Below are 26,095 nucleotides of genomic sequence, written 5' to 3' on the forward strand. Positions count from 1 at the left end.
GCTCGCTCCCCCACCGCGCATCGAAGGAGATGGATCATGAATCATGAGGTCATGAACCTGTTCAATCAGCAGGCTCCCGCACAGACCTTCGACAATATCCGGATTTCGCTTGCGAGCCCGGAAAAGATCTTGTCCTGGTCTTTCGGCGAAATCAAAAAGCCGGAGACCATCAACTACCGTACGTTCAAGCCTGAGCGCGACGGTCTGTTCTGCGCGCGTATCTTTGGCCCGATCAAGGACTACGAATGTCTTTGCGGCAAATACAAGCGCATGAAATACAAGGGCGTCATCTGCGAAAAGTGTGGCGTTGAAGTCACCCTGTCGCGGGTTCGCCGTGAGCGCATGGGCCACATCGAACTGGCTGCGCCTGTTGCGCACATCTGGTTCCTGAAGTCCCTGCCGAGCCGTATCGGCCTTCTGCTCGACATGACGCTGAAGGACCTGGAACGCGTTCTGTATTTCGAGAACTACGTTGTTCTCGAGCCGGGCCTGACCCCGCTCAAGCAGCACCAGCTTCTGTCGGAAGAAGACTTCATCGCCGCTCAGGACGAGTATGGCGAAGATGCCTTCACCGCCATGATCGGTGCCGAGGCGATCCGCGAGATCCTGATGAGCATGGATCTGGAACGCGAGAGCGAGAAGCTGCGTCAGGAAATCGCCGAGGCGACCACCGAACTGAAGCCGAAGAAGCTTGCCAAGCGCCTGAAGGTCATCGAAGCATTCATGGAATCGGGCAACCGCCCGGAGTGGATGATCATGACCGTGGTTCCGGTTATCCCGCCGGATCTGCGCCCGCTGGTACCGCTTGACGGTGGCCGTTTCGCGACGTCCGATCTGAACGATCTCTACCGCCGCGTGATCAACCGTAACAACCGTCTGCGCCGCCTGATGGAACTGCGTGCTCCGGATATCATCATCCGGAACGAAAAGCGCATGCTTCAGGAGTCCGTTGACGCCCTGTTCGACAACGGCCGCCGCGGTCGCGTCATCACTGGCGCCAACAAGCGTCCGCTGAAGTCGCTGTCCGACATGCTGAAGGGCAAGCAGGGCCGGTTCCGTCAGAACCTGCTCGGCAAGCGCGTCGACTATTCTGGCCGTTCGGTTATTACCGTGGGTCCGGAACTGAAGCTGCACCAGTGCGGTCTGCCGAAGAAGATGGCGCTTGAGCTGTTCAAGCCGTTCATCTATTCGCGCCTCGACGCCAAGGGTTTCTCCTCGACCGTCAAGCAGGCCAAGAAGCTGGTTGAAAAGGAACGTCCGGAAGTCTGGGATATCCTCGACGAAGTCATCCGTGAGCACCCTGTTCTCCTGAACCGCGCGCCGACGCTGCACCGTCTTGGTATCCAGGCTTTCGAACCGACCTTGATCGAAGGCAAGGCCATCCAGCTGCATCCGCTCGTCTGCTCGGCCTTCAACGCCGACTTCGACGGTGACCAGATGGCTGTTCACGTGCCGCTTTCGCTGGAAGCCCAGCTCGAAGCGCGTACGCTGATGATGTCGACCAACAACATTCTGCATCCGGCAAACGGTGGCCCGATCATCGTTCCCTCGCAGGATATCGTTCTGGGTCTCTACTATCTGTCCATCATGGCAGAAGGTGAGCCGGGCGAAGGCATGGTCTTCGGCAACACTGGTGAGATCCACCATGCGCTGGCCAACAAGGTCATCACGCTGCACACCAAGGTGAAGGGCCGGTATCGGTCCATCGATGCGGAAGGCAATCCGACTTCCGAAATCATCGAGACCACTCCGGGCCGCATGCTCATCGCGGAGCTTCTGCCGAAGCACCACGAAGTGCCGTTCGAGGTCTGCAACAAGCTGATGACCAAGAAGGACATCTCCAAGATGATCGACACGGTTTACCGTGCCTGCGGTCAGAAGGAGACGGTTATCTTCTGTGACCGGATCATGCAGCTTGGCTTCAAGAACGCCTGTAACGCCGGCATCTCCTTCGGCATGGACGACATGGTCATCCCGGACACCAAGCACAAGCTGGTGGCCGAAACCTCGTCGCTCGCGACCGAATACGAGCAGCAGTACAACGACGGTCTGATCACACAGGGCGAGAAGTACAACAAGGTTGTCGACGCCTGGGCGAAATGTACCGACAAGATTGCTGACGAGATGATGGCCCGCATCAAGGCGGTCCAGATCGATGAGGAAACCGGTCGTCAGAAGCCGATGAACTCGGTCTACATGATGTCGCACTCCGGTGCTCGTGGTTCGCCCCAGCAGATGAAGCAGCTGGCCGGCATGCGCGGCCTTATGGCCAAGCCGGACGGTTCCATCATCGAGAACCCGATCATCTCGAACTTCAAGGAAGGCCTGTCGGTTCTGGAGTACTTCAACTCCACCCACGGTGCCCGTAAGGGTCTGGCCGATACCGCTCTGAAGACCGCAAACTCCGGTTACCTGACCCGCCGTCTGGTGGACGTCGCCCAGGATTCCATCATCCTGGAACCGGATTGCGGATCCACGCGCGGCATCACCGTTGCTCCGATCGTCGATGCCGGTAACGTCATCGCTTCGCTCGGCATGCGCGTTCTGGGCCGTACGACTGCGGAAGATGTCTACAACAACCAGACCGGCGAACTGCTTGTCCCCAAGGGCACGCTGATCGACGAGAAGGATGTTGATGCCATCGAGGCTGCCAAGGTTCAGCAGATCAAGATCCGCTCGGTTCTTACCTGTGAAACCGAAACCGGCGTCTGCGCGACCTGCTATGGTCGTGACCTTGCTCGCGGTACGCCCGTGAACATGGGTGAAGCTGTCGGCGTCATCGCCGCACAGTCGATCGGTGAGCCTGGCACGCAGCTGACCATGCGTACCTTCCACATTGGTGGTACCGCACAGGTTGTCGACAGCTCGTTCATCGAGTCCAACGTCGACGGCACGGTCAAGATCCGGAACCGTTCGGTCAATCGCGACAGCGACGGCAACCTGATTGCCATGGTTCGCAACATGTCCATCGTTGTCATCGACAGCGACGGCAACGAGCGTGCCGTGCATCGTGTGGCCTACGGTTCCAAGCTGCATGTCGATGAAGGCGATGCGGTCAAGCGCGGTCAGCGGATTGCCGAGTGGGATCCGTATACCCGTCCGATGCTTGCTGAAGTCGATGGTATCGTGGACTTCGAGGATCTGGTCGATGGTGCGTCCGTTCAGGAAACGGCCGACGAAGCGACCGGCATCACCAAGCGTGTCGTCATTGACTGGCGTTCTTCGCAGCGTGGTCAGGATCTGAAGCCGGCTATCGTCGTCAAGGACGAAAAAGGCAGCATTTCCAAGACCGATCGTGGCTCCGATGCCCGTCTGATGCTTTCCGTTGACGCGGTTCTGTCCGTTCAGCCGGGAGCTTCGGTCAAGGCTGGTGACGTTCTGGCCCGTATCCCGCTGGAAAGCGCCAAGACCAAGGACATCACCGGTGGTCTGCCGCGTGTTGCGGAACTGTTCGAGGCTCGCCGTCCGAAGGATCATGCGATCATCGCCGAAATCGATGGTACGATCCGCTTCGGTCGCGATTACAAGAACAAGCGTCGCGTCATCATCGAGCCGGCGGAAGAAGGTGTCGAGCCCGTCGAATACCTCATCCCGAAAGGCAAGCACTTCCATCTTCAGGAAGGCGATGCCATTGAAAAGGGTGAGTACATCCTCGACGGCAACCCGGCTCCGCACGACATCCTGGCGGTTAAAGGCGTGGAGGCCCTTGCGGCTTACCTCGTCAACGAGATCCAGGAAGTCTACCGCCTGCAGGGCGTGACCATCAACGACAAGCACATTGAAGTGATTGTCCGCCAGATGCTGCAGAAGGTCGAGATCACCGATCCGGGCGATACGGAGTTCTTCTCCGGCGAACAGATCGACAAGATCGACTTCGAGGAAGCCAACCGCCGGGCGATCGACAATGCACGCGATCCTGCCAAGGGGACGCCGGTTCTGCTCGGCATCACCAAGGCGTCGCTGCAAACGCGCTCGTTCTTCTCCGCCGCCTCCTTCCAGGAGACGACCCGCGTCCTTACCGATGCGGCAGTCAACGGCAAGACCGACCCGTTGGTCGGCCTCAAGGAGAACGTCATCGTCGGCCGCCTGATCCCGGCCGGTACCGGTGGGGTGATGAAGCGGATCCGTCAGATCGCGACGCATCGCGACGACCTGATCCAGGAAGCTCAACGTCAGCAGTCTTCGGACAGTGCAGCGGAAGGCCTTCTGGAAGATATGACCGGTGCAGCCGAGTAATCGGTTTCCCGTCGAACTGTCGAAAGGCCGCCCTCGGGCGGCCTTTCTTGTATAATGAGGCAAAAGAGGCCTGATGATATGAACGACAATGAACTTGAACTGGACCCGGTGGTCTACATCGTCATTGGCAGGGTTTGGGAAAATGAAGACGCTTCGCCGGATGACGCCATCACCATTCACGCGCTGCTGACAGCACCGGATGACGACGATGCGGTTCGCAAGACACTTGAATCTCTCTCGGCTCAGGGCTTTGCGGAAGCCGAGCTCGACCAGATCGGCGTGATGGATGGCGAACCGGATGATCCGGTTTACGAAGGTGCCTACCAGGATGCGCTTGCCGGGAACGTTGCGATCGTGACTTTCACGGCCTGAGGAGGCTGAAAGATCCCTCGCCCGCAAATACCTGCCGTGCGTCAGACGCATATCGGTGGATGAGGGGCTATGGCCGGCGAATCCGGAATGCGCTTATGGCGGGTCCGTCTGGAATCGGTCCCATGAATCAAGGGCCTGTGTTGCCCGCTGACCTGGCAAAACCCACAGATCTGACCTGATTTGAGTCATTCCGGTTAGAGTTGATTCAGAATTCTGCCGGAATGCGGAATCTGCCAGCGCAATAAAATTACCGAAAAGGTGCTGAAAACTACCGTTTGGCGCTGGTAAGTTGCGGAAATCGTGTCGGAAATTCAGATGGCGAAACAGTAACCCGCACAAACGCTGTTTTTTCGACAAAGCACTTGACGCAATGGGTGCATATGAGTAGTTTCCGCGCATCCCAAGGGCAGGCGGTAAGTGCGAACCCGTCCAGCGCCACCAAGGCGCAGGACCCAGTCCTCTTAAACGCTGCCGGGTTATATAGGCGAATACGCGTCGATTGCATGACCGCGGGGTAACTCGTGGTCCTCTGGTTTTTCGCAGCGCCGGCCGCTCTTCATTGAGCGCGCGGGCGCGATTTTGCATGTCTTCACGGCTCAAACCGGGGAGGGGTCAAGGTCAGCGGGGGACTGCAGTTGCATACGAATTTTTGGATGGACAAGGTAAAGGGCAAAGAATGCCGACCATCAACCAGTTGATCCGCAAGCCGCGGAAAGATCCGCCGAAGCGGAACAAGGTGCCGGCCATGGAGGCCTGCCCCCAGAAGCGTGGTGTTTGCACCCGCGTTTACACGACGACGCCGAAGAAGCCGAACTCGGCTCTGCGTAAGGTGGCCAAAATCCGCCTGACCAACGGCTTCGAAGTCATTGGCTACATCCCGGGTGAAGGTCACAACCTTCAGGAACACTCGGTGGTTATGATCCGCGGCGGTCGCGTAAAGGACTTGCCGGGTGTGCGCTACCACATCATTCGTGGTGTGCTCGATACCCAGGGCGTCAAGGATCGTAAGCAGCGCCGTTCGAAGTACGGCGCGAAGCGGCCGAAGTAAGGAGCACATCAGATGTCCCGTCGTCACCGCGCTGAAAAACGCGAAATTAACCCGGATCCGAAGTTCGGGGATATCGTCGTAACGAAGTTCATGAACTCCATCATGTACGACGGTAAGAAGTCGACTGCCGAGCGCATCGTTTACGGTGCTTTCGACGTCGTCGAAAACAAGACCCGCGAGAACCCGATCGAAGTGTTCCACGCTGCTCTTGAAAACGTTATGCCGCAAGTTGAAGTTCGCTCCCGCCGTGTTGGTGGTGCGACCTACCAGGTCCCGGTCGAGGTTCGTACCGACCGCCGTCAGGCGCTGGCTATTCGCTGGCTGATCACTGCGGCTCGCAATCGTAACGAAACCACGATGGTTGACCGTCTTTCCGGCGAGCTGCTCGACGCAGCAAACAACCGTGGTACCGCAGTCAAGAAGCGCGAAGACACGCACCGGATGGCAGACGCCAACCGCGCATTCTCGCACTATCGCTGGTAATTTGTGACTTCGAAGGGCTGACGCAATGGCGCGCACGCATAAAATCGAGGACTACCGCAACTTCGGCATCATGGCTCACATCGATGCTGGAAAGACCACTACGACTGAGCGGATCCTCTTCTACACTGGTAAGAGCCACAAGATCGGCGAAGTTCATGACGGCGCAGCCACCATGGACTGGATGGAGCAGGAGCAGGAGCGTGGCATCACGATCACCTCTGCTGCAACCACCGCTTTCTGGAAAGAAAAGCGCCTGAACATCATCGACACCCCGGGCCACGTTGACTTCACCATTGAAGTTGAACGTTCCCTGCGCGTGCTCGACGGTGCCGTCGCCCTTCTGGATGCAAACGCTGGCGTTGAGCCGCAGACTGAAACTGTTTGGCGTCAGGCCGACAAGTATCATGTCCCGCGGATGATCTTCGTCAACAAGATGGACAAGCTGGGCGCCGATTTCGATCGCTGCGTCAAGATGATCAAGGAACGCCTCGGCGCAACTCCGCTGGTCATGCAGCTTCCGGTTGGCGCTGAAAGCGAATTCGCTGGCTGTATCGACCTTCTGGAAATGAAGGCTCTGATCTGGCAGTCCGAAAACCTTGGCGCTGCCTGGGACGTTGTCGACATTCCGGCCGATCTCGTTGATCGCGCTCAGGAAGCTCGCGATGCTCTGATCGAGACTGTTGTCGAAGTCGACGAAGCTGTCATGGAAGCTTATCTGGAAGGCGAAGAGCCCTCCATCGAGACGCTCAAGAAGCTTATCCGCAAGGGTACGATCAGCACCGAATTCGTTCCGGTCTTCTGCGGTTCCGCGTTCAAGAACAAGGGCGTTCAGCCGCTTCTCGACGCAGTTGTCGACTACCTGCCGAGCCCGGTTGAAGTTCCGGACATCAAGGGTATCGACCCGAAGACCGAAAGCGAAATCGTTCGCAAGTCTTCCGACGAAGAGCCGCTCGGCCTGCTGGCGTTCAAGATCGCTAACGACCCGTTCGTTGGTTCCCTGACGTTCTGCCGCATCTATTCCGGCGTTCTGAACAAGGGCGTGTCCCTGCTGAACACCGTGAAAGACAAGCGTGAGCGCGTCGGCCGGATGATGCAGATGCACTCCAACTCCCGCGAAGACATCGATGTAGCCTATGCAGGCGATATCGTTGCTATCGCTGGTCTGAAGGACACCACGACTGGCGACACCCTGTGTGATCCGCTGAAGCCGGTGATCCTGGAGCGCATGGAATTTCCGGAGCCGGTCATCGAGATCGCTGTCGAGCCGAAGACCAAGGGCGACCAGGAAAAGATGGGCCTCGCGCTCAACCGCCTGGCTGCCGAAGATCCGTCCTTCCGCGTCAAAACCGACGAAGAATCCGGTCAGACCATCATCGCCGGCATGGGCGAGCTGCACCTGGACATCATCGTCGACCGCATGAAGCGCGAGTTCAAGGTCGAAGCCAACATCGGTGCGCCGCAGGTGGCTTACCGCGAAACCATCACCAAGGTTTCTGAAGTGGATTACACCCACAAGAAGCAGTCTGGTGGTTCCGGTCAGTTCGCTCGCGTCAAGCTTGTCATCGAGCCGGCCGAGCCGAACGAAGGCTACGTCTTCGAAAGCAAGATCGTCGGCGGGTCCATTCCGAAGGAATACATCCCGGGCGTTACCAAAGGTATCGAAAGCGTCATGTCTTCCGGTCCGCTGGCAGGCTTCCCGATGCTCGATATCAAGGCAACCCTGATCGATGGTGCCTACCACGACGTTGACTCCTCGGTTCTCGCCTTCGAAATCGCCGGCCGTGCCGGTTTCCGCGAAGGTATTGCCAAGGCCGGCCCGAAACTGCTCGAGCCGATCATGAAGGTCGAGGTTGTTACACCGGAAGACTACATGGGTGACGTGATTGGTGACCTGAACTCCCGCCGCGGCCAGATCGCCGGCACGGAGAACCGGGGCGTCGTTACTGTCATCACCGCAATGGTCCCGCTGGCCAACATGTTTGGCTACGTGAACAACCTGCGTTCCATGTCTCAGGGCCGCGCACAGTACTCGATGGTGTTCGATCACTACGAGCAGGTGCCGCAGGCTGTCGCCGAAGAGGTTCAGGCGAAATACGCCTGAGCCCATCCTCTTAACGTCAAGAAGAACTAGAGAAACGGAGTAATCCGATGGCGAAAGAAAAATTTGAGCGCAACAAGCCGCACGTTAACATTGGCACGATTGGCCACGTTGACCACGGCAAGACGACGCTGACCGCAGCAATCACCATGACGCTGGCTGAAACCGGCGGTGCGACTGCAAAAGCTTACGACGAAATCGACGGCGCGCCTGAAGAAAAGGCTCGCGGCATCACCATCTCCACGGCCCACGTTGAGTATGAGACGGAAAACCGTCACTACGCACACGTCGACTGCCCTGGTCACGCCGACTACGTCAAGAACATGATCACCGGTGCAGCGCAGATGGACGGCGCGATCCTGGTCTGTTCTGCCGCTGACGGCCCGATGCCGCAGACCCGCGAACACATCCTCCTGGCTCGCCAGGTTGGTGTTCCGGCTCTGGTCGTGTTCATGAACAAGGTTGACCAGGTCGACGACGAAGAGCTCCTCGAGCTCGTCGAAATGGAAATCCGCGAACTGCTGTCTTCCTACGAATTCCCGGGCGACGACATTCCGATCGTCAAGGGTTCTGCGCTGGCAGCCGTTGAAAACCGCGATCCGGCCATTGGCCGCGATGCGATCCGTGAGCTGATGGCTCAGGTCGACGCGTACATCCCGACCCCGGAGCGTCCGAAGGACCTTCCGTTCCTGATGCCGATCGAAGACGTCTTCTCGATCTCCGGCCGTGGTACGGTTGTGACCGGTCGTGTCGAGCGCGGCATCGTGAAGGTTGGCGAAGAAGTCGAAATCGTCGGCATCAAGGACACGCAGAAGACCACTGTCACCGGCGTTGAAATGTTCCGCAAGCTGCTGGACAGCGGCGAAGCAGGCGACAACATCGGCGCGCTGATCCGCGGTATCGCACGTGAAGACGTTGAGCGTGGCCAGGTTCTTTGCAAGCCGGGTACCGTTACCCCGCACACGAAGTTCAAGGCCGAGGCTTACATCCTCACCAAGGAAGAAGGTGGTCGTCACACCCCGTTCTTCACCAACTACCGCCCGCAGTTCTACTTCCGTACGACGGACGTGACCGGTGTGGTGTCCCTGCCGGAAGGCACGGAAATGGTGATGCCGGGCGACAACGTCTCCGTCGAGGTTGAGCTGATCGTGCCGATCGCCATGGAAGAAGGCCTGCGCTTCGCTATCCGCGAAGGTGGCCGTACCGTCGGCGCTGGCGTCGTCGCATCCATCATCGAATAATCGACAGCCGGGCCTGCCGGTGACTTTCAAGTGAAACGCGGGCAGGCCCGCAGTCTTATTGGGAACAACAACAATGAACGGTCAGAATATCCGGATCCGCCTGAAGGCGTTTGACCACCGTATTCTCGACGCCTCCACCAAGGAGATCGTCAATACGGCCAAGCGGACCGGTGCTCAGGTACGGGGTCCCGTGCCGCTGCCGACGCGGATCGAGAAGTACACGGTGCTTCGCGGGCCGCATATCGATAAGAAAAGCCGCGATCAGTTCGAGATGCGTACGCATAAGCGCCTTCTCGATATCGTTGATCCGACGCCCCAGACGGTGGACGCGCTCATGAAGCTCGACCTCGCCGCTGGTGTCGACGTCGAGATCAAGCTCTAAGCCGGGTCGAAGGGGACACATCCATGCGTTCTGGAGTGATCGCTCAGAAAGTGGGCATGACCCGCATCTATAACGATGCAGGCGAGCATGTTCCGGTCACCGTTCTGCGGCTGGAAAATTGCCAGGTGGTTGCCCACCGCACTGACGAAAAAAATGGTTACACTGCGCTGCAGCTCGGTGCAGGTACCCGTAAAGTAAAGAATACGCCGAAGGCACTGCGTGGCCACTTTGCTGTTGCAAAGGTCGAGCCGAAGCGGACCGTGGCCGAATTCCGCGTTTCTGCGGAAAACCTGATCGACGTTGGCGCGGAACTGACCGCTGACCACTACGTCGAAGGCCAGTTTGTCGACGTGACCGGCACTTCTATCGGTAAGGGTTTTGCCGGTGCCATGAAGCGTCACAACTTCGGTGGTGGCCGTGCATCGCACGGTAACTCGATCTCGCACCGTTCGCACGGTTCTACCGGTCAGTGTCAGGACCCGGGCCGCGTGTTCAAGGGCAAGAAAATGGCCGGTCACATGGGTGATGCCCGCGTGACCACGCAGAACCTGAAGGTTGTGCGCACTGATGTTGAGCGTGGCCTGATCATGGTCGAGGGCTCTGTTCCGGGCGCCAAGGGCGGCTGGATCCTGGTCCGCGACGCGATCAAAAAGGCGCTGCCGGAAAACGTTCCGGTTCCGGGTGCTTTCAAAGCAACCGAAGCGACTGCGGCCGCCGGGAAGGAGAGTGAGTGATGGAACTCCAGGTCAAGACCCTCGAAGGTGGGGCGGCCGGTTCGATCACGGTGTCTGACGAGATCTTCGGTCTCGAGCCGCGCACCGATTTGATCCACCGTGTGGTGCGTTGGCAGCTGGCCAAGCGCCAGGCAGGCACCCACAAGTCGCTGGGCCGTTCGGAAGTTTCTGGTACGACGAAGAAATTCGTTCGCCAGAAAGGCTCCGGCGGCGCACGTCACGGCAACAAGAAGGCCCCGCAGTTCCGCGGTGGTGGTAAGGCATTCGGCCCGATCGTTCGCGATCACAGCCATGACCTGCCGAAGAAGGTTCGCGCCCTCGGCCTGAAGCATGCCCTGTCTGCGAAAGCCAAGACAGACAGCATCGTTGTTGTCGAAGACGCGAAGGCAGCCGAAGCAAAGACCAAGGCACTCAAGGCACAGCTGACCAAGCTCGGCCTGACCAGCGCCCTGATCATTGACGGCGCCGAGGTCGATGCAAACTTTGCTCTGGCATCCCGCAACATTCCGCATCTGGATGTGCTGCCGGTTCAGGGCATCAACGTTTACGACATCCTGCGTGCCAACACCCTGGTGTTGACCAAGGCTGCGGTGTCCGCACTTGAGGAGCGCTTTAAATGAGCAAACTTCCTCACTACGACAAAATCGTCGGCCCGGTAATCACCGAAAAGTCGACGATGGCTTCCGAAGAGAACAAGGTTGTCTTCAAAGTTGCTAACGATGCAACGAAGCCGGAAATCAAGGCCGCAGTCGAAGCGCTGTTCGGTGTGAAGGTCACGGCAGTGAACACCCTGGTCCGCAAGGGCAAGGTCAAGCGCTTCCGCGGTCGCATCGGCCGTCAGTCCGACTACAAGAAGGCCGTCGTTACGCTGCAGGAAGGTCACGCAATCGACGTGACCACCGGGCTCTAAGACGGGGACTTAAGAAAAATGGCACTTAAGACATTCAACCCGACGTCCCCAGGCCGCCGTCAGCTGGTTCAAGTTGATCGCTCTGGTCTGTGGAAAGGCAAGCCGGTCAAGACCCTGACCGAAGGCCTGTCCAAGTCCGGTGGCCGCAACAACGCCGGCCGCCTGACGTCTCCGAACCGCGGTGGCGGTCACAAGCGGTCTTACCGTCTTGTCGACTTCAAGCGCCGTAAATGGGACGTTCCGGCAACGGTCGAGCGCCTTGAATACGATCCGAACCGGACCGCATTCATTGCACTCATCCGTTACGAAGACGGTGAACTGAGCTACATCCTGGCGCCGCAGCGCCTGGCTGCTGGCGATACCGTCATCGCCGGTGAATCCGTCGACGTGAAACCGGGCAATGCCGCGCCGCTGGCTCGCATTCCGGTTGGCACGATCGTGCACAATGTCGAGCTGAAGCCGGGCAAAGGCGCCCAGATCGCTCGTTCGGCAGGCGCGTTCGTTCAGATCGTCGGCCGCGACCAGGGCTACACTACGCTGCGCCTTATGTCTGGCGAGCAGCGCCGTGTGCTCGGAACCTGCATGGCTTCCATTGGCGCCGTGTCCAACCCGGACCACGCCAACGTTAACCTGGGTAAAGCAGGCCGTTCCCGCTGGCTTGGCATTCGTCCGCATACTCGCGGTGTTGCCATGAACCCGATCGACCACCCGCACGGTGGTGGTGAAGGCAGGACCTCCGGCGGTCGTCATCCGGTTACTCCTTGGGGTAAACCGACCAAAGGTAAGCGTACGCGGCGCAATAAGCAGACTGATAAGTTTATCGTCCGCAGCCGTCACGCGAAGAAGTAAAGGGCAAGGATCGTGGCACGTTCGATCTGGAAAGGTCCGTTTGTCGACGGGTATCTGCTGAAGAAAGCGGACAAGGTCCGTGAGTCCGGCCGGAACGAGGTCATCAAGACCTGGAGCCGCCGCTCTACCATCCTGCCGCAGTTCGTCGGTTTGACCTTCGGCGTCTACAACGGTCAAAAGCACGTTCCGGTGCTGGTGTCTGAGGAAATGATCGGTCACAAGTTCGGTGAGTTCTCGCCGAGCCGGACCTATTATGGACACGGCGCCGACAAGAAGGCGAAGAGGAAGTAACGATGGGCAAGCCGAAGCGTGAGCGGACGCTCGCTGACAATGAGGCCCGGGCAATGACCCGCATGCTGCGCGTTTCCCCGCGCAAGCTGAACCTCGTTGCGGCTTCGATCCGTGGCAAAAAAGTCGGTTCCGCGATTGCGGACCTGACATTCTCCCGCAAGCGCATTGCGCAGGACGTCAAGAAGACCTTGATGTCGGCCATTGCCAACGCGGAAAACAACCATGACCTGGACATCGACAACCTGGTGGTTGCTGAAGCACATGTCGGCAAGGCATTTGTGATCAAGCGGTTCCAGGCCCGTGCACGCGGCCGCGTTGGCCGGATCGAGAAGCCGTTCTCGAACCTGACCATCGTCGTGCGCGAAGTTGAGGAGACTGCCTGATGGGACATAAGACAAACCCGATCGGCATGCGCCTCGGGATCAACCGCACCTGGGACAGCCGCTGGTACGCGAACAAGAACGAATACGGCGATCTTCTGCACGAAGATTTCCGCATCCGTGAGCTCCTGCTGAAGGAACTGAAGCAGGCTGCCGTATCCAAGGTTGTTATCGAACGCCCGCACAAGAAGTGCCGTGTGTCCATTCACTCCGGTCGTCCGGGTGTGGTCATCGGTAAAAAGGGTGCCGATATCGAGCGTCTTCGCAAGAAGATCGCCGACATCACCAATTCCGAAGTGCATCTCAACATCGTTGAAGTGCGCAAGCCGGAAATCGACGCGACCCTGGTCGCCCAGTCGATTGCCCAGCAGCTGGAACGCCGCGTTGCTTTCCGTCGCGCCATGAAGCGGGCCGTTCAGTCCGCCATGCGTCTCGGTGCACAGGGCATCCGTATCAACTGCGGTGGCCGTCTCGGCGGTGCGGAAATTGCGCGTATCGAATGGTACCGCGAAGGCCGCGTCCCGCTTCACACGCTGCGTGCAGACATCGACTACGGTGTTGCAAGCGCTCACACGGCTTACGGTGTGTGCGGTGTGAAGGTCTGGATCTTCAAGGGTGAAATTCTGGAACACGATCCGATGGCGTCTGAGCGCCGTGCGACCGCTGCTTCCGAAGGCAACCAGGGTGATCGCGGCGGACGCCGGGATCGGGGCCGCGAGCGCGCAGCTTAATTCAAGCTGCCTGCCGCTCGTAACTTAAGAAAGACGAGAGAAGAACGATGCTGCAACCGAAGCGCACAAAGTTCCGCAAGCAGCACAAGGGCCGCATCCACGGCTTGTCGAAGGGAGGCACTGACCTCAACTTCGGCGCATTCGGTCTGAAGGCGATTGAGCCGGAGCGTGTTACGGCACGTCAGATCGAAGCGGCCCGCCGTGCTATGACCCGCCACATGAAGCGTGCGGGTCGTGTTTGGATCCGCATCTTCCCGGACGTCCCGGTTTCCTCGAAACCTGCTGAAGTCCGCATGGGTAAAGGTAAGGGTTCTCCGGATTACTGGGCTTGCCGTGTCAAGCCAGGCCGGATCATGTTCGAAATCGACGGTGTGCCGGAAGACATTGCGCGTGAAGCCATGCGTCTTGCTGCAGCCAAACTGCCGATCAAGTGCCGCTTCGTTCAGCGTATCGGCGAGTAGGGCAGGCGAGGAGTTAGAGCCATGAAGGCTACCGATGTACGGGCTAAGACCCTCGACGAGCTCCGCAGTGAGCTTGAAGGCCTGAAGAAAGAGCAGTTCAACCTGCGCTTCCAGCGGGCTACGGGTCAGCTTGAAAACACTGCGCGTGTCCGGCAGATCCGCCGTGATATCGCGCGTATCCAGACGATCATGCGCGAAAAGCGCGTGTCGGCGAACGCGTAAGGAGACGGCCATGCCGAAGCGTATCCTGCAGGGCACCGTTGTCAGCGACGCCAATGACAAGACGGTGACGGTGAATGTGGAGCGCCGCTTCACGCACCCGCTGCTGAAGAAGACTGTGCGCCGGACCAAGAAGTACCGCGCACACGACGAAACCAACCAGTACAAGGTTGGCGACATTGTTCAGATCGAAGAATGCGCGCCGATCTCTAAAAACAAACGTTGGACCGTGGTCGCTCAGTGACCGCGCTCCATTCAGTGAGCATCAGGCGCCCGTGACCCGAGCGCCATCAGAAGAACAAGGCAGCCAGTCATGATTCAGATGCAAACAAACCTCGACGTCGCGGATAATTCCGGCGCTCGTCGTGTCATGTGCATCAAAGTGCTCGGCGGCTCCAAGCGTAAATATGCCCAGGTAGGCGACATCATCGTCGTCTCCGTGAAAGAGGCAATTCCGCGGGGCCGCGTTAAGAAGGGCGACGTGATGAAGGCTGTCGTCGTGCGCACGGCAAAGGATATCCGCCGTCCCGATGGCAGCGTGATCCGGTTCGACCGCAATGCGGCCGTGCTGGTCAACAACAACAAGGAGCCGATCGGCACCCGTATCTTCGGACCGGTACCGCGTGAACTCCGTGCAAAGAACCATATGAAAATCATTTCGCTCGCGCCGGAGGTGCTCTGATGGCTGCGAAAATTAAAAAAGGCGACACGGTGGTTGTGCTGACCGGCCGTGACAAGGGTAAGTCCGGCGAAGTCATCCAGATGCTGCCGGCTGACAACAAGGCCCTGGTCCGCGGCATCAACATGGTTCGCCGCCACCAGAAGCAGACCCAGACGCAGGAAGCAGGCATCGTGGCCAAGGAAGCCCCGATTCACCTTTCCAACGTTGCACTGGCCGATCCGAAGGACGGCAAGGCGACCCGCGTCGGCTTCAAAGTGCAGGACGATGGCACCAAGGTCCGTGTGGCCAAGCGTTCGGGAGACCTGATCGATGGCTGAGACCACTAACGTGCCGCGTCTCAAGACGCATTATGACGAAGTTGTGCGCAAGCAGCTTCTGGAGAAGTTCCAGTACAAGAACGTCATGCAGGTTCCGCAGCTGGAAAAGATTGTCCTCAACGTCGGTGTCGGCGAAGCGGTCAGCGATTCCAAGAAGGCGCGTATCGCAGCTGACGACCTGGCACTGATTGCCGGTCAGAAGCCGGTGATCACCAAGGCGAAAAAGTCGATCGCAACCTTCAAGGTTCGCGAAGGCATGCCGCTTGGTGCAAAGGTTACACTGCGCCGCCAGCAGATGTTCGAATTCCTGGACCGTCTGATCACCATCGCGCTGCCGCGCGTTCGTGACTTCCGTGGTCTGAACCCGAAGAGCTTCGACGGTCGCGGCAACTACGCCATGGGCATCAAAGAACACATCGTGTTCCCGGAAATCGAATACGACAAGGTCGACCAGATCTGGGGCATGGACGTGATCATCTGCACCACGGCGCCGAATGACGACGAAGCACGCGAGCTTCTGCGCGCGTTCAACTTCCCGTTCACGAAGTAACGGGCAAGGAAGGGATCGACGATGGCGAAGAAAAGCGCAATCGAGAAGAACAAGCGCCGCGAGAAGCTTGTAAAGAAATACGCTGAGAAGCGCGCTGCCCTGAAGGCACTGGCTAAAGATGAAAGCCTGTCCCTGGAAGAGCGGTACAACGCACGCCTGAAGCTGGCAAAATTGCCGCGGAACTCCGCGCCGAACCGCGTTCGCAACCGTTGCGAAGTGTCCGGCCGTCCGCGCGGTTTTTACCGCAAGCTGAAGATGTCGCGTATTGCGCTTCGTGAACTGGGCTCCCTGGGTAAGATCCCGGGCCTGGTCAAGTCGAGCTGGTAAGGAGAAACTCCGATGGCAATTTCTGATCCGTTGGGGGATATGCTGACCCGCATTCGCAACGCGCAGATGCGTCGCAAGAACAAGGTCAGTTCACCAAATTCCAAATTGCGCGCACATGTACTTGATGTGCTCGCAAAAGAGGGGTACATCCGTGGCTACACCACGGTTGAATACGAGGGCGGTAAGTCCGAGTTGGAAATCGAACTGAAGTATTTCGACGGTGAACCGGTTATCCGCACGATTGAACGTGTGTCCAAGCCGGGCCGCCGCGTGTACTCGTCGGTGAAAAACATCCCGCATGTCTCTAATGGCCTGGGCGTGTCGATCATTTCGACTCCGCGTGGTGTCATGAGCGACCATCAGGCGCGGGACGAAAACGTAGGTGGTGAGGTTCTTTGCCGCGTCTTCTGATGCGGCATCCTCATTTTAAAACAACGACAAGGTTGGTCATATGTCTCGTATTGGCAAAAAGCCAGTCCCCGTGCCAAGCGGGGTAACGGCATCGATCGACGGTCAGACGGTTACGATCAAGGGCCCGAAAGGCGAAAAGTCTTTCGTGCTCAATGATCTTGTTCTGGCCGAAATGACGGATGATGGGATCAAAATCGATCCGTGCAACAGCTCCAAGCCGGCTCGCTCCATGTGGGGCATGAGCCGTACCATGGTCGCGAACCTGATCACTGGCGTAACCGAGGGCTTCAAGAAAGACCTCGCCATCACCGGTGTCGGTTATCGCGCTCAGGTCCAGGGCAAGAACCTTCAGCTGGCGCTCGGTTTCTCTCATGACGTTGTCTATCCGATCCCGGATGGTATCGATATCGTGTGCCCGAAACCCACGGAAATCAACATCACCGGTACCGACAAACAGCGCGTCGGTCAGGTTGCTGCTGAAATTCGTGAATTCCGCCCGCCGGAGCCCTACAAGGGCAAAGGCGTTCGTTATGCAGGCGAGTTCATCGTCCGCAAAGAAGGCAAGAAGAAGTAACGGACCCAGATCATGGCGAACAGCAAACAAGCTTTCGAGCGCCGCCGCGATCGCGTGCGCCGTTCGATTCAGAAAGCCGCGAACGGTCGTCCGCGCCTTTCTGTCTTCCGCTCGTCGAAGCAGATCTACGCCCAGATCATCGACGATGCGAAGGGACATACGATTGTCTCTGCTTCAACGATCGAAACAGATCTCAAGAGCAGCCTGAAAACGGGCGCCGACGTCGCTGCAGCCGCAGCCGTTGGCAAGCTTGTCGCCGAGCGTGCTGCTGCCGCTGGCGTAAAGCAGGTCGTGTTCGACCGTGGCGGGTACCAGTATCATGGGCGCGTAAAAGCGCTTGCTGATGCAGCCCGTGAAGGTGGACTTGAATTCTGACCAGCGCCCGTTGGCGCTCTTAAGAACGGAAGACGTATAATATGGCGAGACAAGAAAATCGCGATCGCGACGAGCGAGACAGCGAATTCGTCGACAAGCTCGTTCACATCAACCGCGTTGCGAAAGTGGTCAAGGGTGGCCGTCGTTTCGGCTTCGCAGCACTCGTTGTGGTTGGTGACCAGAAGGGCCGCGTCGGCTTCGGTCATGGCAAGGCGCGTGAAGTGCCGGAAGCCATCCGTAAGGCAACTGAAGCAGCAAAGCGCACGATGATCCGTGTACCGCTTCGCGAAGGCCGGACCCTCCACCACGATGTGGAAGGCCGTCACGGCGCTGGCAAGGTTCTGCTTCGTGCAGCTCCGGCCGGTACCGGTATCATCGCAGGCGGCCCGATGCGTGCCGTTTTCGAAACGCTCGGCGTCCAGGACGTTGTGGCCAAGTCTCTGGGGACTTCCAACCCCTACAACATGGTGCGTGCAACTTTTGCTGCGCTGACCAAGGAAGACAGCCCGCGTTCCGTCGCTGCCCGCCGTGGCCTGAAGGTCTCTGTGCTGCAGTCCCGCCGTCGTGACAACAACGATGAGGCGGCTTCGGCTGCCGCTGAGGCTTGACCTTAGCGGCTCCGGTCCCCAGCTGAGAGAGGGTATGTTCCATGGCGAACACCGAAAAGACTGTCACGGTCGAACAGATCGGCAGCCCGCTGCGCCGTCCTAAGGACCAGCGCGCGACGCTCGTCGGTCTCGGCCTGAACAAGATGCACCGCCGTTCCACACTGAAGGATACTCCTGAAGTGCGCGGCATGATCAATAAGGTCCAGCATCTCGTTCGCGTCGTCGAAGACAACGCGTAAGAACGGGGTGAGGAGAAACGAACATGAAGCTCAATGAACTTCGTGACAACGAAGGTGCCGTAAAAGACCGCATGCGTGTGGCTCGCGGCATCGGGTCCGGCAAGGGCAAGACCGGTGGCCGTGGTGTCAAAGGTCAGAAGTCCCGTTCCGGCGTTGCCATCAAAGGCTTTGAAGGCGGTCAGATGCCGCTTCACCGCCGTCTGCCGAAGCGCGGCTTCACGAACATTTTTGCCAAGGACTACAACACTGTGTCCGTTGGTCGTGTTCAGAAGGCGATTGATGCAGGCAAGCTGAATGCGTCCGAGACGGTTACCGTCGAAGCGCTGAAGGCAGCAGGCGTTGTCAAGCGGGTCCGTGACGGTGTGCGCATCGTTGCCAACGGTGAACTCACCGCTGCAGTGACCTTTGAAGTTGCCGGTGCCTCCAAGGGCGCTGTTGCAGCGATCGAAAAAGCAGGCGGCAAGGTTGCCGTTCTGGGAGCTCAGGCTTAACAGCCTGGGCTTCACCCATTTCTTGGGCAAGCATTCCGGAGTAGGGCATGGCATCGGCCGCCGAGCAACTGGCGTCAAATCTCAATTTCTCAGCTTTCGCCAAGGCTGAAGAACTCAAAAAGCGCATCTGGTTCACACTGGGGGCGCTTTTGGTTTATCGACTGGGCACTTACATTCCCTTGCCCGGCATCAATCCGGACGCCTTTGCGCAGGCCTTCAATCAGGCCCAGTCCGGCATCATCGGCATGTTCAACATGTTTGCCGGCGGTGCTGTCGAGCGCATGGCGATCTTCGCTCTCGGCATTATGCCGTATATTTCCGCCTCCATTATCATGCAGCTCATGACGACCGTCGTTCCGACGCTCGAGCAGATGAAGAAGGAAGGCGAGCAGGGCCGCAAGGTCATCAACCAGTACACGCGCTACGGCACTGTTATCCTGGCGGCTTTCCAGGCTTACGGTATCGCAGTCGGTCTGGAAGGAGCGACCAATGTGGTTGCCGATCCGGGCTGGTTCTTCCGGGCTTCAACTGTTCTGACGCTTGTCGGCGGTACCATGTTCCTGATGTGGCTCGGTGAGCAGATCACATCGCGCGGTATCGGTAACGGTATTTCGCTGATCATCTTTGCCGGCATTGTCGCCGGTCTGCCGGTCGCGCTGGTCAACGTGCTTGAACTCGGCCGCCAGGGTTCGATGTCGACGATCCTGATTCTCGGCATCCTGATACTGGCTGTCGTGGTGATCGCACTGATCGTGTTCATGGAGCGGGCTCAGCGCAGACTGCTGATTCAGTATCCGAAGCGCCAGATGGGCAACCGCATGTTCGAGGGCAACACCTCGTTCCTGCCGCTCAAGCTCAACACTGCTGGTGTGATTCCGCCGATCTTCGCGTCCTCCCTTCTGCTGGTTCCCGCCACTATCGGCGGCTTCAGTCAGGGTTCGGGCAATGAGTGGCTGACGTATATCACTGCGGCGCTTGGTCACGGCCAGCCGTTGTTCATGGTGTTCTACGCAGCGATGATCGTGTTCTTCTGTTTCTTCTATACCGCGATCGTTTTCAATCCGAGCGACACTGCGGACAACCTGAAGAAACACGGCGGTTTCATTCCCGGGATCCGTCCCGGCGAGCGTACAGCGCAGTATATCGACTACGTTCTGACGCGCATTACGGTGGTCGGTGCAATTTACATCACCGTCGTTTGTCTATTACCCGAATTCCTTATTTCGGCGACAGGCGTTCCGTTCTATTTCGGTGGCACCTCTTTGTTGATTGTCGTAAGCGTGACGATGGATACCGTGTCACAGATCCAGGGGCATTTGCTTGCGCACCAATATGAGGGTCTGGTGAAAAAAGCGAAATTAAGTGGGAGGCGTCGATGAGGCTTATTCTGGTTGGACCGCCAGGAGCGGGGAAGGGGACACAGGCCGCGCACCTCGTTGCGAAATACGCGATCCCGCAGCTCTCCACCGGAGACATGCTGCGGGCCGCAGTGGCCGCCCAGACCCCGGTAGGCGTTAAAGCCAAGGAAGTCATGGACGCAGGTGGGCTCGTGTCGGATGAGATCGTTGTCGGTATCATCCGCGACCGGATCGCCGAAGAAGATGCCAAGAACGGATTCATTCTTGATGGTTTTCCCCGCACGCTCGCCCAGGCCGAAGCGCTTGACGAGATGCTGGAAGCAAACAGCCTCAAGCTGAATGCCGTAATCGAACTGCGTGTCGACCAGTCGAAGCTGGTCGATCGGATCATCAAGCGTGCCGCTGATGCACAGGCTGCCGGTCAGCCGGTGCGCAAGGACGATGACCCGGAAGTCTTCAAGCAACGTCTTGAAGCCTACAACCGCGATACCGCAGTTGTTGTGCCGTATTACGAGAAGACAGGTCTTCTTTCCGTGATTGACGGCATGCAGTCCATTGATGAAGTGACGGCTTCAATAGATTCCGTTCTTCAAGGACTTGACGAAAAGGTTTAGAGCCGTTAAACGACCCGCTCTAGCTTACAGTTAAGCCGGTTCCATGTACGTGGGGCCGGCATTCTCTGTGCCGGGGTTGCCCCGGCATTTTCGTACCCGCAAGGGCCGGACTCCACCGGACGCGGGCATTACAACCTGCGGCAAGACCATGGTCTCGCTGCGTAATCATGGAGACGAACGTGGCACGTATTGCTGGCGTTAACATCCCGACGAACAAGCGCGTTGTCATCGCGCTTCAGTACATTCACGGCATCGGCGCGAAGTTCGCGCAGGAAATCATCGAAAAGAACAACATCGATGCTGCCCGCCGTGTGAACGAGCTTTCCGACGCAGAAGTTCTGTCCATCCGCGAAACCATCGACCGCGATTACCTCGTTGAAGGTGACCTGCGTCGCGAGACCGCGATGAACATCAAGCGTCTGATGGACCTTGGCTGCTACCGCGGCCTGCGTCACCGTCGCGGCCTGCCGGTTCGCGGTCAGCGGACGCACACGAACGCACGTACCCGCAAGGGTCCGGCTAAACCGATCGCTGGTAAGAAGAAGTAATTACCCTGCCTCGATTGGTGGTGGAGCTGCCGGCATTACGGCAGTGACGAGATCAAAACAAGGATAAGAGAATGGCTAAAGACACGACGCGCGTGCGTCGCCGCGAACGCAAGAACATCTCTTCTGGCGTCGCGCATGTGAACTCCACGTTCAACAACACCATGATCACGATCACCGACGCACAGGGCAACGCGATCTCCTGGTCGTCCGCCGGTGCACTCGGTTTCAAAGGTTCCCGTAAGTCCACTCCGTATGCTGCCCAGGTTGCTGCGGAAGACGCTGCGAAAAAAGCTGCCGAGCACGGCATGCGCACCCTGGAAGTGGAAGTGCGCGGTCCGGGTTCCGGTCGTGAATCTGCTCTGCGTGCCCTGCAGGCCGCCGGTTTCCTGATCACGTCCATCCGTGACGTGACGCCGATTCCGCACAACGGCTGCCGTCCGCGCAAGCGTCGCCGCGTCTAAGGCTTCCCAGCTTTAGGTACTTGTTTCTCCAAATGGCAAAGAATGGCCTGGCGCTGATCCGCCGGGCGGGATAGCCGAAGGGACGAAAACGTGACCATTCAAAAAAACTGGCAAGAACTGATCAAGCCGACCAAACTCGAGATCAAGCCGGGTGAAGACCCGCGCTTCTTGGCAACCGTCGTTGCCGAGCCGCTCGAGCGTGGCTACGGTCTGACCCTTGGCAACGCGCTGCGCCGTATCCTGCTGTCTTCTCTGCAGGGTGCCGCCGTGACTGCCGTTCAGATCGATGGCGTTCTGCATGAGTTCTCGTCGATCCCGGGTGTCCGGGAAGATGTCACCGACATCGTGCTGAATATCAAGGAAATCGCCATCCGCATGGAAGGCGAGGGACCCAAGCGCATGGTCGTGCGCAAACAGGGCCCGGGTGTTGTTACCGCCGGCGATATTCAGACTGTTGGCGACGTTGAGGTTCTCAATCCGGAACTGGTGCTCTGCACGCTGGATGAAGGCGCTGAAATCCGCATGGAATTCACCGTCAACACCGGCAAGGGCTACCATTCTTCGGACCGGAACCGTCCGGAAGATGCGCCGATTGGCCTGATCCCGGTCGACAGCCTCTACTCTCCGGTCAAGAAGGTCTCCTACAAGGTGGAAAACACCCGTGAAGGCCAGGTTCTTGACTATGACAAGCTGACCCTGACTGTCGAAACCGATGGTTCCGTCAAGCCGGAAGACGCCGTGGCATTCGCTGCACGCATTCTGCAGGATCAGCTCTCCATCTTCGTCAACTTCGAAGAGCCGCAGCGTGAAGTCGCCGAGGACAGCGTCCCGGAACTGGCTTTCAACCCTGCGCTTCTGAAGAAGGTCGACGAGCTGGAACTGTCTGTACGGTCTGCAAACTGCCTGAAGAACGACAATATCGTGTATATTGGCGATCTCATTCAGAAGACCGAAGCGGAAATGCTGCGGACCCCGAATTTCGGCCGCAAGTCGCTGAACGAAATCAAGGAAGTTCTCGCCCAGATGGGTCTCCATCTCGGCATGGAAGTTGCCAACTGGCCGCCTGAGAACATCGATGATCTCGCCAAGCGCTACGAAGACCATCAGTACTAAGGGCGTACGCGTCCTGTGAGGATCAACCGGGCAAGAGTTCAACCAGAAGAACTGACTGCCTGAAAGAAAAAGGAGAGGGCCATGCGCCACGGTAAATCCGGCCGCAAGCTCAACCGGACCTCTAGCCACCGTAAGGCTATGTTCGCGAACATGGCAGCGTCGCTGATCAAGCACGAACAGATCGTAACGACCCTGCCGAAGGCTAAAGAAATGAAGCCGATCATCGACAAGCTCATCACCCTGGGCAAGCGCGGTGACCTGCATGCACGCCGCCAGGCCATTTCGCAGATTCGCGATGCGGCAATGGTTGCCAAGCTGTTCGAAACGCTCGGTGAGCGTTACAAGGACCGCAGCGGCGGGTATTCCCGCGTGCTGAAAGCCGGCTTCCGCTATGGCGACAACGCTCCGATGGCTGTCATCGAGCTGGTCGACCGTGATCCGGAAGAACGCGGTGCTGAAGACCGTGCTCGCGTTGAAGCTGAAGAAGCAGCTGAAAACGCAGCGTAATAATTGCCTCAATGGCAATCGGGAAAGGCGGGCAGATTTGCCCGCCTTTTTTTGTTGTCTTCGTGACTGTCCGCCCAAACGTATTCGTTTCGAATAATGAGACCGCAATTATCAATGATTTAAGGAAAACTGCCTAGCTTCTAGCCATGCCTCCTGGACTAGTGGGAGAGGCTGGGGAGATTTACTGTGATAGCCAAAACGAATTCCGCTTCTAAGAAGAGGTCGCCTTCTCTTCGACTTTCTTTTGTTATTCCGGCTCTGATGATCGTGATTACAGTCGCCGCATGTGCGGCGGTGGGTGTCATCGGCTACATGACCGGTCGCGACGGATTGCAACAAGCGGCAGAAGCCGAACTTGGCATGGTCATCACAGCGCGTAACGCGCTCCTGCAGTCGCGCCTGCACGCAGCTGAATCCCAGATCGTGAACCTGGCGTCCAGCGTGTCGGATCCGTTGAGCAACCTTGGCAACGCGACCATGAACCTTGCCAAGGAAAAAGACGAAATTCTCGGCCTGTTCCAGGCGCCGCAGAGCCCTGAAGAACGTGCAGCGGTCACAGGCAAGGAACAGAAGACAATGTATGCCTGGCGCCACACCGAGGCGCACCCGGCCTTCTACAATGTCTGGAAAAACGGCGGCTTCGCAGATCTTTATCTGCTCGATAACGCCGGCCTCATTCTTTATTCGGTCACCAAGGGTGACGAATTCCTGTCCAAGCTTGGCGAAGGCAGTGTTGCCGAAGGGACCGGCCTGGAGACAGTCTACAACGCTGCCAAGGAGCTGGGTGAGGGGGAGATCGCCGCCAGTGTCTTTGCACCTTACACCCCTGCCGGCGGCAAGGGCTCTCTGTTCCTGGCATCGCCCGTCTTCATGAATTCGTTCGGTACGATCAGCCTCAGCGGTGTTGCCGTCATGCGGATCGATTCCGATTTCCTGAGTGAAGTTGTTGCGAACCGTGAAGACCTTGGTGAAACCGGTCAGGTTTACGTGATCAACCAGGACGGCCTCGCGCTCAGCGACATGCCGCTTGCAGGAGCGCCGACTGCGCTCAGCACCAGCGTTTCCAGCGGACCGGCGATTGAGGCTGCCGCCGGCACCGCTTCAGCCGGTATCGTTCAGGGGGCTGATGGCGTTGATGATCTTGTCGTTGCCCGTCCGCTAGCCTTCCAGGGGCAGAACTGGGCCATCGTTGCAGAGAAGAGCGTTGAAGAAACGCTTTCTGCCGTCATTCGCATGCGCGATCAGATGTTCCTCTGGTCGCTTGCAACAATTGCCGTTGCAGCCGTCATTGCCCTGTTCTTCTCCCAGTCGATCACCCGTCCTCTCACCACGCTTGTAGGGGCTCTCAACGCGATTGCCTCCGGTGATCTTGGTGCGGAGATCAAGGCTGCGAACCGCAAGGACGAAATCGGCGACATCGGCCGGGCCGTTCTTCAGATCCGCCAGAATGCAGCTGAAGAAAACGAGCGCCGTGCAGCCGAGGAAGCCGATGATGCAAGACGTCAGGCAGAGCAGCGCCAGGAAATGCTGGCAAGCCTTGCCGGCGACTTCGAAGCGACTGTCGGCACTGTCGTCGACAAGGTGGCTCATACCGCTGCAACCTTGCGCGAATCGGCCAACAAGATGCGCAGCATGACCGACATGGCAGGCGAAACATCTGCCAATGCGGCCACTATGTCCGAGGAAACCCTGGCCGAAGTGGAATCGATCGCGGCAGCTTCCGATCAGCTTTCCAGCTCGATCCAGGAAATCTCGACATTGATCGAACGCTCTTCCAGCGTTGCTGCCGAAGCAACCAAACGTGCGGAAACGACCAACGATACGGTGCGATCGCTTGCGGAAGCTGCCAACCGGATCGGCGAAGTCGTCACGTTGATTTCCGATATCGCCGACCAGACCAACCTTCTGGCTCTCAACGCCACCATCGAAGCCGCACGTGCCGGTGAAGCCGGCAAGGGCTTTGCGGTGGTTGCCTCCGAGGTCAAGGACCTTGCGTCCCAGACAGGCAAGGCTACCGGCGAAATCCAGCAGCAGATCGATGCCATCCGCGGGGCGACCGACGATGCGGTTGATGCCATCGGCGACATCCAGAAGACCATCGACGAGATTACAAAGTCGGTGAGCGAAGTTGCTGCAGCCGTTACCGAGCAGAGCTACGCGACGCAGGGCATTGCAGAGAACACTCAGCGGGCTGCCGGTGGAACCTCCAAGGTTACCGAGGACATCCGCAACGTTTCTTCTCTGTCGAACGATACCAACATGGCTGCACAGAACTTCTCCGAAGAAGCAGCGGACATGGCATCGAAAGCTGAAGAACTGGATCAGGAAGTGCGCAGCTTCCTTGCGCAGGTTCGTTCGGCCTGAAGTAAGCCTGCATGATGAAAAAGGGGCCGCCGGAAATCCAGCGGCCCCTTTTGTATTTGCCTCTTTTCCTCCCTATCTGCCATGTATCGCGATGGATATGAGAAGATTCGAAAAAGAGGCA

Annotated in this window: 34 protein-coding genes; all 34 read left to right on the forward strand. The window is 58.3% G+C overall.

The window, feature by feature from the left end; genetic code table 11:
* The first annotated feature begins 36 nt into the window (after positions 1-36).
* The 34 genes from rpoC to FIV05_RS18615 all read left to right on the forward strand — a co-directional run bounded on the left by rpoC (position 37) and on the right by FIV05_RS18615 (position 25,974).
* On the forward strand, positions 37-4,236 hold the full coding sequence (gene rpoC / locus FIV05_RS18450; protein ID WP_023001586.1) for a DNA-directed RNA polymerase subunit beta': 4,200 nt from the start codon (positions 37-39) through the stop codon (positions 4,234-4,236).
* Positions 4,237-4,314: 78 nt separating this feature from the next.
* Complete coding sequence (locus tag FIV05_RS18455; RefSeq protein ID WP_023001587.1) at positions 4,315-4,608, forward strand: hypothetical protein; 294 nt, start codon at positions 4,315-4,317, stop codon at positions 4,606-4,608.
* Between the two features lie 676 nt (positions 4,609-5,284).
* Positions 5,285-5,656 carry a 30S ribosomal protein S12 gene (rpsL, locus tag FIV05_RS18460; protein ID WP_006936459.1) on the forward strand — a complete coding sequence of 124 codons (372 nt, stop codon included), beginning with the start codon at positions 5,285-5,287 and terminating at the stop codon, positions 5,654-5,656.
* A 12-nt stretch (positions 5,657-5,668) separates the two neighbouring features.
* Positions 5,669-6,139 (forward strand): 30S ribosomal protein S7, encoded by a 471-nt coding sequence (gene rpsG / locus FIV05_RS18465; RefSeq protein ID WP_023001588.1) that lies wholly within the window; start codon positions 5,669-5,671, stop codon positions 6,137-6,139.
* Between the two features lie 25 nt (positions 6,140-6,164).
* Entirely contained in the window at positions 6,165-8,240 is a 2,076-nt protein-coding gene (fusA, locus tag FIV05_RS18470) for an elongation factor G (RefSeq protein WP_023001589.1), read from the forward strand.
* A gap of 47 nt (positions 8,241-8,287) precedes the next feature.
* Entirely contained in the window at positions 8,288-9,478 is a 1,191-nt protein-coding gene (gene tuf, locus FIV05_RS18475) for an elongation factor Tu (RefSeq protein WP_006936456.1), read from the forward strand.
* Between the two features lie 73 nt (positions 9,479-9,551).
* Entirely contained in the window at positions 9,552-9,860 is a 309-nt protein-coding gene (rpsJ, locus tag FIV05_RS18480; protein WP_006936455.1) for a 30S ribosomal protein S10, read from the forward strand.
* A 23-nt stretch (positions 9,861-9,883) separates the two neighbouring features.
* Entirely contained in the window at positions 9,884-10,594 is a 711-nt protein-coding gene (gene rplC / locus FIV05_RS18485; RefSeq protein WP_031268311.1) for a 50S ribosomal protein L3, read from the forward strand.
* On the forward strand, positions 10,594-11,214 hold the full coding sequence (gene rplD, locus FIV05_RS18490; RefSeq protein ID WP_022998241.1) for a 50S ribosomal protein L4: 621 nt from the start codon (positions 10,594-10,596) through the stop codon (positions 11,212-11,214). The genes rplC and rplD overlap by 1 nt, the downstream gene beginning before the upstream one ends.
* On the forward strand, positions 11,211-11,504 hold the full coding sequence (locus FIV05_RS18495; RefSeq protein ID WP_006936452.1) for a 50S ribosomal protein L23: 294 nt from the start codon (positions 11,211-11,213) through the stop codon (positions 11,502-11,504). Before rplD ends, FIV05_RS18495 begins: the two co-directional genes overlap by 4 nt.
* Before the next feature lie 18 nt (positions 11,505-11,522).
* Entirely contained in the window at positions 11,523-12,353 is an 831-nt protein-coding gene (gene rplB, locus FIV05_RS18500) for a 50S ribosomal protein L2 (protein ID WP_055654715.1), read from the forward strand.
* A 12-nt stretch (positions 12,354-12,365) separates the two neighbouring features.
* Positions 12,366-12,644, forward strand: coding sequence for a 30S ribosomal protein S19 (gene rpsS, locus FIV05_RS18505; RefSeq protein WP_022998243.1), 279 nt, complete (start codon positions 12,366-12,368; stop codon positions 12,642-12,644).
* 2 nt (positions 12,645-12,646) lie between these two features.
* Positions 12,647-13,027 (forward strand): 50S ribosomal protein L22, encoded by a 381-nt coding sequence (gene rplV, locus FIV05_RS18510; protein ID WP_006936449.1) that lies wholly within the window; start codon positions 12,647-12,649, stop codon positions 13,025-13,027.
* Positions 13,027-13,755: a 30S ribosomal protein S3 gene (rpsC, locus tag FIV05_RS18515; RefSeq protein WP_006936448.1), complete on the forward strand. Its 729-nt coding sequence runs from the start codon at positions 13,027-13,029 to the stop codon at positions 13,753-13,755. Before rplV ends, rpsC begins: the two co-directional genes overlap by 1 nt.
* 47 nt (positions 13,756-13,802) lie before the next feature.
* Entirely contained in the window at positions 13,803-14,216 is a 414-nt protein-coding gene (rplP, locus tag FIV05_RS18520; RefSeq protein WP_022998244.1) for a 50S ribosomal protein L16, read from the forward strand.
* Positions 14,217-14,237: 21 nt separating this feature from the next.
* Positions 14,238-14,438 (forward strand): 50S ribosomal protein L29, encoded by a 201-nt coding sequence (gene rpmC, locus FIV05_RS18525; protein WP_006936445.1) that lies wholly within the window; start codon positions 14,238-14,240, stop codon positions 14,436-14,438.
* A gap of 10 nt (positions 14,439-14,448) precedes the next feature.
* Positions 14,449-14,679: a 30S ribosomal protein S17 gene (rpsQ, locus tag FIV05_RS18530; protein ID WP_022998245.1), complete on the forward strand. Its 231-nt coding sequence runs from the start codon at positions 14,449-14,451 to the stop codon at positions 14,677-14,679.
* Positions 14,680-14,748: 69 nt separating this feature from the next.
* Complete coding sequence (rplN, locus tag FIV05_RS18535; RefSeq protein WP_006936443.1) at positions 14,749-15,117, forward strand: 50S ribosomal protein L14; 369 nt, start codon at positions 14,749-14,751, stop codon at positions 15,115-15,117.
* The gene (gene rplX / locus FIV05_RS18540; protein WP_006936441.1) at positions 15,117-15,434 is read left to right on the forward strand and encodes a 50S ribosomal protein L24; all 318 of its coding nucleotides are present in this window, start codon (positions 15,117-15,119) and stop codon (positions 15,432-15,434) included. The genes rplN and rplX overlap by 1 nt, the downstream gene beginning before the upstream one ends.
* A complete protein-coding gene (gene rplE, locus FIV05_RS18545; RefSeq protein ID WP_022998246.1) occupies positions 15,427-15,984 on the forward strand; it encodes a 50S ribosomal protein L5 in 558 nt (185 codons plus the stop codon). Before rplX ends, rplE begins: the two co-directional genes overlap by 8 nt.
* Before the next feature lie 21 nt (positions 15,985-16,005).
* Positions 16,006-16,311, forward strand: coding sequence for a 30S ribosomal protein S14 (gene rpsN / locus FIV05_RS18550; protein ID WP_006936439.1), 306 nt, complete (start codon positions 16,006-16,008; stop codon positions 16,309-16,311).
* A gap of 12 nt (positions 16,312-16,323) precedes the next feature.
* A complete protein-coding gene (gene rpsH, locus FIV05_RS18555; protein ID WP_006936438.1) occupies positions 16,324-16,722 on the forward strand; it encodes a 30S ribosomal protein S8 in 399 nt (132 codons plus the stop codon).
* A gap of 40 nt (positions 16,723-16,762) precedes the next feature.
* Positions 16,763-17,296 (forward strand): 50S ribosomal protein L6, encoded by a 534-nt coding sequence (rplF, locus tag FIV05_RS18560; protein WP_022998247.1) that lies wholly within the window; start codon positions 16,763-16,765, stop codon positions 17,294-17,296.
* Between the two features lie 12 nt (positions 17,297-17,308).
* The gene (gene rplR / locus FIV05_RS18565; RefSeq protein ID WP_022998248.1) at positions 17,309-17,671 is read left to right on the forward strand and encodes a 50S ribosomal protein L18; all 363 of its coding nucleotides are present in this window, start codon (positions 17,309-17,311) and stop codon (positions 17,669-17,671) included.
* Positions 17,672-17,712: 41 nt separating this feature from the next.
* A complete protein-coding gene (gene rpsE / locus FIV05_RS18570; RefSeq protein ID WP_006936434.1) occupies positions 17,713-18,279 on the forward strand; it encodes a 30S ribosomal protein S5 in 567 nt (188 codons plus the stop codon).
* A 41-nt stretch (positions 18,280-18,320) separates the two neighbouring features.
* Positions 18,321-18,518 (forward strand): 50S ribosomal protein L30, encoded by a 198-nt coding sequence (rpmD, locus tag FIV05_RS18575; protein WP_006936433.1) that lies wholly within the window; start codon positions 18,321-18,323, stop codon positions 18,516-18,518.
* 23 nt (positions 18,519-18,541) lie between these two features.
* Positions 18,542-19,009: a 50S ribosomal protein L15 gene (gene rplO / locus FIV05_RS18580; RefSeq protein ID WP_022998249.1), complete on the forward strand. Its 468-nt coding sequence runs from the start codon at positions 18,542-18,544 to the stop codon at positions 19,007-19,009.
* Between the two features lie 47 nt (positions 19,010-19,056).
* Complete coding sequence (gene secY, locus FIV05_RS18585) at positions 19,057-20,388, forward strand: preprotein translocase subunit SecY (protein ID WP_022998250.1); 1,332 nt, start codon at positions 19,057-19,059, stop codon at positions 20,386-20,388.
* Positions 20,385-20,981: an adenylate kinase gene (locus tag FIV05_RS18590; RefSeq protein ID WP_075284704.1), complete on the forward strand. Its 597-nt coding sequence runs from the start codon at positions 20,385-20,387 to the stop codon at positions 20,979-20,981. The genes secY and FIV05_RS18590 overlap by 4 nt, the downstream gene beginning before the upstream one ends.
* A gap of 179 nt (positions 20,982-21,160) precedes the next feature.
* Complete coding sequence (gene rpsM / locus FIV05_RS18595; protein ID WP_031268319.1) at positions 21,161-21,529, forward strand: 30S ribosomal protein S13; 369 nt, start codon at positions 21,161-21,163, stop codon at positions 21,527-21,529.
* A 71-nt stretch (positions 21,530-21,600) separates the two neighbouring features.
* Complete coding sequence (gene rpsK / locus FIV05_RS18600) at positions 21,601-21,990, forward strand: 30S ribosomal protein S11 (RefSeq protein ID WP_006936427.1); 390 nt, start codon at positions 21,601-21,603, stop codon at positions 21,988-21,990.
* A 90-nt stretch (positions 21,991-22,080) separates the two neighbouring features.
* The gene (locus FIV05_RS18605; RefSeq protein WP_006936426.1) at positions 22,081-23,103 is read left to right on the forward strand and encodes a DNA-directed RNA polymerase subunit alpha; all 1,023 of its coding nucleotides are present in this window, start codon (positions 22,081-22,083) and stop codon (positions 23,101-23,103) included.
* 81 nt (positions 23,104-23,184) lie between these two features.
* Entirely contained in the window at positions 23,185-23,610 is a 426-nt protein-coding gene (gene rplQ, locus FIV05_RS18610; protein WP_152510564.1) for a 50S ribosomal protein L17, read from the forward strand.
* Between the two features lie 261 nt (positions 23,611-23,871).
* Positions 23,872-25,974: a methyl-accepting chemotaxis protein gene (locus FIV05_RS18615; protein ID WP_152510565.1), complete on the forward strand. Its 2,103-nt coding sequence runs from the start codon at positions 23,872-23,874 to the stop codon at positions 25,972-25,974.
* Positions 25,975-26,095 lie beyond the last annotated feature (121 nt).

Origin of the sequence: Labrenzia sp. THAF191a (assembly GCF_009363335.1) — a bacterium.
GTDB classification, from domain to species: domain Bacteria; phylum Pseudomonadota; class Alphaproteobacteria; order Rhizobiales; family Stappiaceae; genus Roseibium; species Roseibium algicola.